Source organism: Nostocoides australiense Ben110, from assembly GCF_001050535.1.
GTDB classification, from domain to species: Bacteria; Actinomycetota; Actinomycetes; order Actinomycetales; family Dermatophilaceae; genus Nostocoides_A; species Nostocoides_A australiense.
Window position 1 is genome coordinate 1,886,849 of sequence record NZ_HG764815.1, and the last position, 6,409, is coordinate 1,893,257.

Below are 6,409 nucleotides of genomic sequence, written 5' to 3' on the forward strand. Positions count from 1 at the left end.
CGGCGGGGGGCAGCCGGCGGGATCGCGGCCACGGTCGCGCTCTTCGCCCCCGCGGCCCTGCTCGCGCCCCGCGGACTGTGGGACATGGTGATGTACCACCTCCAACGGCCCCCGCAGATCGAGTCCACGGCCAGCTCGTATGTGTTGCTGTGGCACGCGACGGCAGGGGTGCCGGTCACGATCGAGTCGGCCTTCGGCAGCCAGGGACCGACCGGGCAGACGGCGGAGGTGCTCGCCACCGCCACCACCCTGCTGGCCTTCCTCGCCATCGTCGCCGTCTCCGTCCGCTACGCCCGCCACCTCGGGGCGCTCGTGCGCGGTCTCGACGCGGCATACCTCCTGGCGACACTCGCGGCGACCATCGTCTTCCTCGCCGTCGGCTCGAAAGTCCTCTCACCGCAATACCTGCTGTGGATCGTCCCGGCCAGCCTGCTGCTGCCGGGCCGGCGCGGGCTGACGGCGTTCGTGATGACCCCTGTCCTGATGCTCGTCACGCACCTGTACTTCCCGTTCCGCTACTGGAACCTCGTCGGCCTCGAGACGCTGCCGATCTGGATCCTCTTCGTGCGCAACCTGCTGCTGATCGCCCTGGCGTGCGTGTGCTGGTCGGTCAGCCCGGCCGCCCCCACCCCACGCGCCCCGGCGCTCGCCGACTGACGCCCGTCGAGATGTCGATTCCTGCCCGTCGAGATGTCACCGGCGGCCCGCCGGGTCGGCCCCGAGGCTGCCCATAGGATCGGCCGCATGGAGTTCCGTTCGGCCTACGCGCACGGGTTCGCCCGGGTCGCCGCCGTCACCCTGCCCGTCGCGCTCGCCCAGCCGGCCAAGAACGCCGAGGCGATCCTCGAACAGGCTCGGGTCTGCCACGAGGAGTCGGTGGCCCTGGCGGTCTTCCCGGAGCTGGGGCTGTCCGGCTATTCGCTCGAGGACCTGTTCCTGCAGGACCCGGTGCTCGACGCGGTCGAGGAGGCGCTGTATGCCGTGGTCGACGGCTCCCGGGACCTGCTGCCGGTGCTCGTCATCGGGGCGCCGCTGCGCAAAGGGAACCGGATCTTCAACTGCGCGGTGATCATCCACCGCGGCACGATCCTCGGCGTGGCGCCCAAGTCGTACCTGCCGACCTATCGCGAGTTCTACGAGCGCCGGCACTTCGCGCCTGGGGACGACCAGCGCGGGCAGTCGATCCGGTTGCGAGAAACCGAGATCCCCTTCGGACCCGACCTGATCTTCCGTGCCACGGACGTGCGCGGGCTCACCGTGCACGTCGAGGTGTGCGAGGACATGTGGGTGCCGATCCCGCCGAGCGCCGAGGCCTCGCTGGCCGGGGCGGCGGTCCTGGTGAACATCTCCGGCAGCCCGATCACAGTCGCCAAGTCCTACGACCGCAAGCTGTTGTGCGAGTCCTCCTCCTCCCGCTGCAACGCGGCATACCTATATGCCGCTGCGGGAGAAGGCGAGTCGAGCACCGACTTGTCCTGGGACGGGCAGACCATGATCTACGAGATGGGGGCGCTGCTCGCCGAGACCGAGCGCTTCCCCGCCGGGGCCCGCCACTCCGTCGCCGACGTCGACCTCGACCTGCTGCGCCAGGAGCGGATGCGGCAGGGCACGTTCGACGACAACCGGCGCACCTACGGTGACCGGACGGCATACCGCACGATCGACTTCACCCTCGACCCGCCGCATACCGACATCGGCCTGCTGCGCAAGGTCGACCGCTTCCCGTTCGTCCCCGACGAGGAGGAGCGGCTCGCGCTCGACTGCTACGAGGCCTACAACATCCAGGTCTCCGGGCTCGAGCAGCGCCTGCGGGCGATCGGCCAGCCGAAGATCGTCATCGGCGTCTCCGGCGGCCTCGACTCCACCCACGCGCTCATCGTCGCGGCGAAGGCGATGGACCGGCTCGGGCGGCCGCGCAGCGACATCCTGGCCTACACGATGCCGGGCTTCGCCACGAGCGAGCACACGAAGAACAACGCGACGCTGCTGTCCGAGTCGCTCGGCGTCACCTTCTCGACCCTCGACATTCGTGCCGCGGCGACACAGATGCTCACCGACATGGGGCACCCGTTCGGTCGGGGCGAGGAGGTCTACGACGTGACCTTCGAGAACGTCCAGGCCGGCCTGCGCACCGACTACCTGTTCCGGCTCGCCAATCACAACGGCGGCATCGTGCTCGGCACCGGCGACCTGTCGGAGCTGGCGCTCGGCTGGTGCACCTACGGGGTGGGTGACCAGATGTCGCACTACGGCGTCAACTCCGGGGTGCCCAAGACGCTGATGCAGCACCTGATCCGGTGGGTCGCGACGTCGGGTCAGTTCGACGACCACGTCGGGGAGATCCTGCAGTCGATCCTCGACACCGAGATCTCACCCGAGCTGGTCCCGCAGAAGGAGGGCGAGAAACCCCAGTCGACGGAGGACGCCATCGGGCCCTACTCCCTGCAGGATTTCACCCTCTTCCACGTGCTGCGACGCGGCTACCTGCCCAGCAAGATCGCTTTTCTCGCCACACACGCCTGGACCGACGCCACCGTGGGCGAGTGGCCACCGAACTATCCCGAGGCCAAGCGGCACGGCTACGACCTGGCGACCATCCGGCACTGGATGGCAGTCTTCGGCAAGCGCTACTTCGCCAACCAGTTCAAGCGCTCCGCGCTGCCCAACGGGCCCAAGGTGATCCGGGGCGGTTCGCTGTCCCCGCGTGGCGACTGGCGGATGCCGTCGGACGTCTCCTCGGCCGTCTGGCTCGCGGACCTGGAGCGGGTGCCGGAGAGCTAGCCGTCAGTCCTTGCGGGAGTGCAGCCAGGGCCGCTGCAACGTGAAGCGGCGCCCGCTCATCTCCTCGGGGGTGATCGCCACGACGACCAGCTTGGTGGTGGCGACCCAGGGCCGCAGGGGGAGGGTGTCGACGAACTCGGCCGCATCGCCCTCGAGGGTGTCGGCGCTGCCGCGCAGGACGACGCTGACGGCCTCGTCCTCGGTGAACTGGTCGATCTCGAACGCGACATCGTGGTTCATCGTCATGCCGAGCAGCTTGTTGCCCTCGGCGGTGCGGAAGATCAGCCGTCCCTGATCGACGACATAGTTGATCGGCGTGATGTGGACCTCGCCGGCCATGTGGAAGGCCAGGCGCCCGAATTCGTTGGCCTCCAACAGCTCCCAACACTGCTCATCGGTCAGGTTCGTCACGGGGCTTTCGTCGAGCATGACGTGTCTCCTTCGATCCCAGGGGAGCCGGCCCGCAGCCGGACTGTCGCTGATGCCCCAACGCTAATACGCCCGGGGAAGACGCGGTGCGCTGGTCCGGCAACGACGTGATCACACTGCCCCGGTGCCCGCCTAGCCGGCGATGGTCACATCCGTGCCGCGCAGGGTGGCGCGGAAGCCGTCGGCGCGGACCGTCACGTCCGTGAGGTGCAGCCCCGCCGGGAGGCCCTGGATGCTCTGGCGGATCGTCACCAGCTCGCGCGCGGCATTGCTCAACGCGTCGTTGACCAGGCCCGGCAGGCCGATGTCGACGCTCTCGGGGGTGATGAGCAGGTCGCCGCCGACCGCCCGGACCGTCCCCGTCGCGCTCACCGCGACATCCACCCCCAGCAGCGTCGCCGACCGGCGCACACCCACCCGGTTGCCGCCGGCGTCATACAGCTGCACGCCCTGGCCCACCTGCTCCTCGGCCACGTCGAAGGGCAAGGTGGCCACCACCAGCCGCACCTCGCCGACGCGCAGGCCGTCGCGGGTGACGCGCACGTTGGTGCCCGTCGCCTCGACCGCCCGCAGGGGTCCTTGCGGGGTCACCAGCGCGCTGGAGCTGAGGTCGACGTCGCCGAGCCACGTCTCGTCCGGGCCGAGATCGGCGGGGGGCTGGCTGGGGCGCACGCCCGGGCCGAGCGAGACGTCGTGCGGGACCTGGGTGCCGGGGTCGCGCAGCATGCCGAAGAGGACGACGAAGACCGCGACGACGATGGCGAGCATCGTCGCCATCCCCGCGAGGAATCGCTGCACGCCGGCCGCCCCGGTGGTATGCCGCCCGCTCGCCTACGCTTCGACCCGCCGGGTCTCGAGGGTGAAGTCCTGGGCGCGCAGCCGGGCGGTGAGGGCGTCGGCCATCGCCACGGCTGGGGTGAGCACCCCGGCGCGGTCGGGAAGTTCGTCGAAGGCGAGGCAGAGGCCCGCCTGGCCGAGCATGACGGCCGTGCCGCTGTAACCCGGGTCGGCCTGCGCCGCGACGGTCGTCTCGTAGCGCGCCCCGCTCGTCGTCCGGGCGTCGATGACCATGCGGAAGCGGCCCTTCTCCTGCGCCTCCGGGCTCGGTCCCTCGCCCGGCTTGGGCAGGACGCGGTCGAGCACGGCTCGGCCGGGACCGAACTGCATACCCGTGGCGACCCCGAGGAGGCCGGCCGTCATCCCGGCTGCCAGGACCGGCGCCTTGGCGGAGGTGCCGAAGTCCACCACCTCCTGATAGCGGAACCCCGTGCCATAGGCGTGCCCGAGCAACGCATTGGAGCGGCGCACGATGCGCGTGTTGAACGAGGCCATGACGAACGGCCCCGTCCAGTGCCCGTCGGCCGTGCGGCGGACGGGCAAGTTCTTGAGTATGCCGCCGGCCACCGACAACGGGTTGGTCGCCTTCGGCGGCCGGGGTCCGCTGCGGGACGGTTCGGCGCCGCGGTCGGGGCTGAGGCCGTAAGGGTCGGCGACGATCTTGCGGTCGCCGGCGTCCGCGCGCGTCTCGATCGCCTGGGTGCGCATCGAGTCGATGGTGCCGCCGCTGAAGCCGCCCTTGAGCTGGCGGACATAGAGGGTGGTCTGCGTCAGCTCGCCGGCACCGTCGGCCTTGGCCTGCTCGGCCGTGAGATAGACGCCGAGGTCGGAGGGGATCGAGTCGAAGCCGCATGCGTGCACGATCTTGGCTCCGGTGTCGGCAGCGAGCTCGTGATTGGCGTCGGCGCTGCGGCGCACGAAGAGGACCTCACCGGTCAGGTCGGCGTAGTGGGTGCCGGCGCGAGCGCAGGCGGCGACGAGCGGCATACCGTATTTGGCGTAAGGGCCGACGGTGGTCACGACCACCTTCGTGCTCGCGGCGAGTTCGGCGAGGCGGGGCTCGTCGGCGGCGTCGGCGACGAGCAGGTCCCAGCCCTCCGCGGCGGGGCCGAGGCTGTCGCGGACGGCCTGGAGCTTGGACTCGGTGCGCCCGGCGAGGGCGATGCGGGCGCCGTCGGGGGCGTGCTGGGCGAGGTGGCCGGCGGTGAGTTTGCCGACGAAGCCGCTCGCGCCGAAGAGGACGAGGTCATAGGTGCGGTCGCCGGTGCTCATGTCGGGCAGTCTAGGTCGCATGCCTCGGCACCACGTCCTCCCGTCGTCGCGCACTGCGCGCATCCTCGCGGTCGTGCAGGCGGGCGGTGAGGGCTCCCGCATGGATGTCCTGACGCGGGAGCGGGCCAAGCCGGCGCTGCCGTTCGCCGGCAGCTACCAGCTCATCGACTTCGCCCTATCGAATCTCGCCAACAGCCAGATCCCGCACGTGTGGGTGTCGGTGCAATATCAGGCGGGTTCGCTGGACCGGCATCTCGCGCAGGGTCGCCCGTGGGACCTCGATCGCACCCGCGGTGGCTATCGGCGGCTGGTGCCGGAGGCGGGCCACACGGACTCGGTAGCCGGATTCAGCGCCGGCAATGCCGACGATCTGCTGCGGATGCACAACGACATCGCCGAACTGGATCCGGACGTCGTCATCGTCACCAGCGCGGACCACATTTTTCGTCTCGACCTGCGGGAGGTGCTCGCGCGGCACCTGGACCGCCGGGCCGAGTGCACGATCGTGACCACCGAGGTGCCGTTGGCGGAGGCCAAGCACAAGGCGGTGGTGCGGGTCGGCCGCGGCCAGCTCGTGAAGGGATTGGACTACAAACCCTCGCGTCCTGCCTCGGGCCTCGTCGCGACCGAGGTGTTCGTGTATGACGCGCCGCGCCTCCTCGCCGAACTCGACGCCCTGCGCCGGGACCGGGCCGCGGTGGACCCGGGGCTGACGGAGGGGCTGGGCGATTTCGGGGAGCACCTGGTGCCCCGGCTGATCGCGCGGGGCCGGACGTATGCCCATGCGCTGGAAGGCTATTGGAAGGACCTCGGCCGCCCCGCGGCATACCTTGCGGCGCACCGGGACCTGCTGCGCGGCAAGGTGGACGTATTCGACGACCCGCGCTGGCCGATGCTCACCCGCTTCCCCGAGCTGCCGCCCGCGTGGGTGGCGGCGGAGGGGACAGTCGCCGACTCGCTCCTCTCGCCGGGCGCGGCGGTGCACGGCACGGTATGCGGCAGCGTCGTCGGCCCCGGATGCGTCATCGAGGCGGGTGCGCGAGTCGTGGACAGCGTGCTGATGGCCGGCGTCCGGGTCGCCGCCGGCGCG

6 protein-coding genes are annotated in these 6,409 nt (G+C 70.7%); 3 read left to right on the forward strand and 3 right to left on the reverse strand.

Going from position 1 to position 6,409, the window contains the following annotated elements; genetic code table 11:
• Both BN11_RS23605 and BN11_RS09120 read left to right on the forward strand, forming a co-directional pair.
• Positions 1 to 657: hypothetical protein (locus BN11_RS23605; RefSeq protein WP_048696854.1), on the forward strand; the 657-nt coding region annotated here is incomplete at its 5' end.
• Positions 658 to 744: 87 nt separating this feature from the next.
• Entirely contained in the window at positions 745 to 2,781 is a 2,037-nt protein-coding gene (locus BN11_RS09120) for an NAD(+) synthase (RefSeq protein ID WP_048696858.1), read from the forward strand.
• A 3-nt stretch (positions 2,782 to 2,784) separates the two neighbouring features.
• On the opposite strand, the gene BN11_RS09125 is transcribed toward BN11_RS09120, so the two are convergent.
• From BN11_RS09125 to BN11_RS09135, 3 genes are all read right to left on the reverse strand, one after another.
• Positions 2,785 to 3,210 carry a pyridoxamine 5'-phosphate oxidase family protein gene (locus BN11_RS09125; protein WP_048696860.1) on the reverse strand — a complete coding sequence of 142 codons (426 nt, stop codon included), beginning with the start codon at positions 3,208 to 3,210 and terminating at the stop codon, positions 2,785 to 2,787.
• A gap of 132 nt (positions 3,211 to 3,342) precedes the next feature.
• The gene (locus tag BN11_RS09130) at positions 3,343 to 4,008 is read right to left on the reverse strand and encodes an LmeA family phospholipid-binding protein (protein WP_157044055.1); all 666 of its coding nucleotides are present in this window, start codon (positions 4,006 to 4,008) and stop codon (positions 3,343 to 3,345) included.
• Between the two features lie 33 nt (positions 4,009 to 4,041).
• Entirely contained in the window at positions 4,042 to 5,319 is a 1,278-nt protein-coding gene (locus tag BN11_RS09135; protein ID WP_048696865.1) for a saccharopine dehydrogenase family protein, read from the reverse strand.
• 19 nt (positions 5,320 to 5,338) lie between these two features.
• Here BN11_RS09135 and BN11_RS09140 point away from each other — a divergent pair.
• The coding region (locus tag BN11_RS09140; RefSeq protein ID WP_053084047.1) for a glucose-1-phosphate adenylyltransferase family protein at positions 5,339 to 6,409 on the forward strand (1,071 nt) is incomplete at its 3' end.

Excerpts from the sequence above, each read along its gene's own strand:
- BN11_RS09120 (WP_048696858.1), top strand. The coding sequence starts at position 745 with ATGGAGTTCCGTTCGGCCTACGCGCACGGGTTCGCCCGGGTCGCCGCC.
- BN11_RS09125 (WP_048696860.1), bottom strand. The coding sequence starts at position 3,210 with ATGCTCGACGAAAGCCCCGTGACGAACCTGACCGATGAGCAGTGTTGG.
- BN11_RS09135 (WP_048696865.1), bottom strand. The coding sequence starts at position 5,319 with ATGAGCACCGGCGACCGCACCTATGACCTCGTCCTCTTCGGCGCGAGC.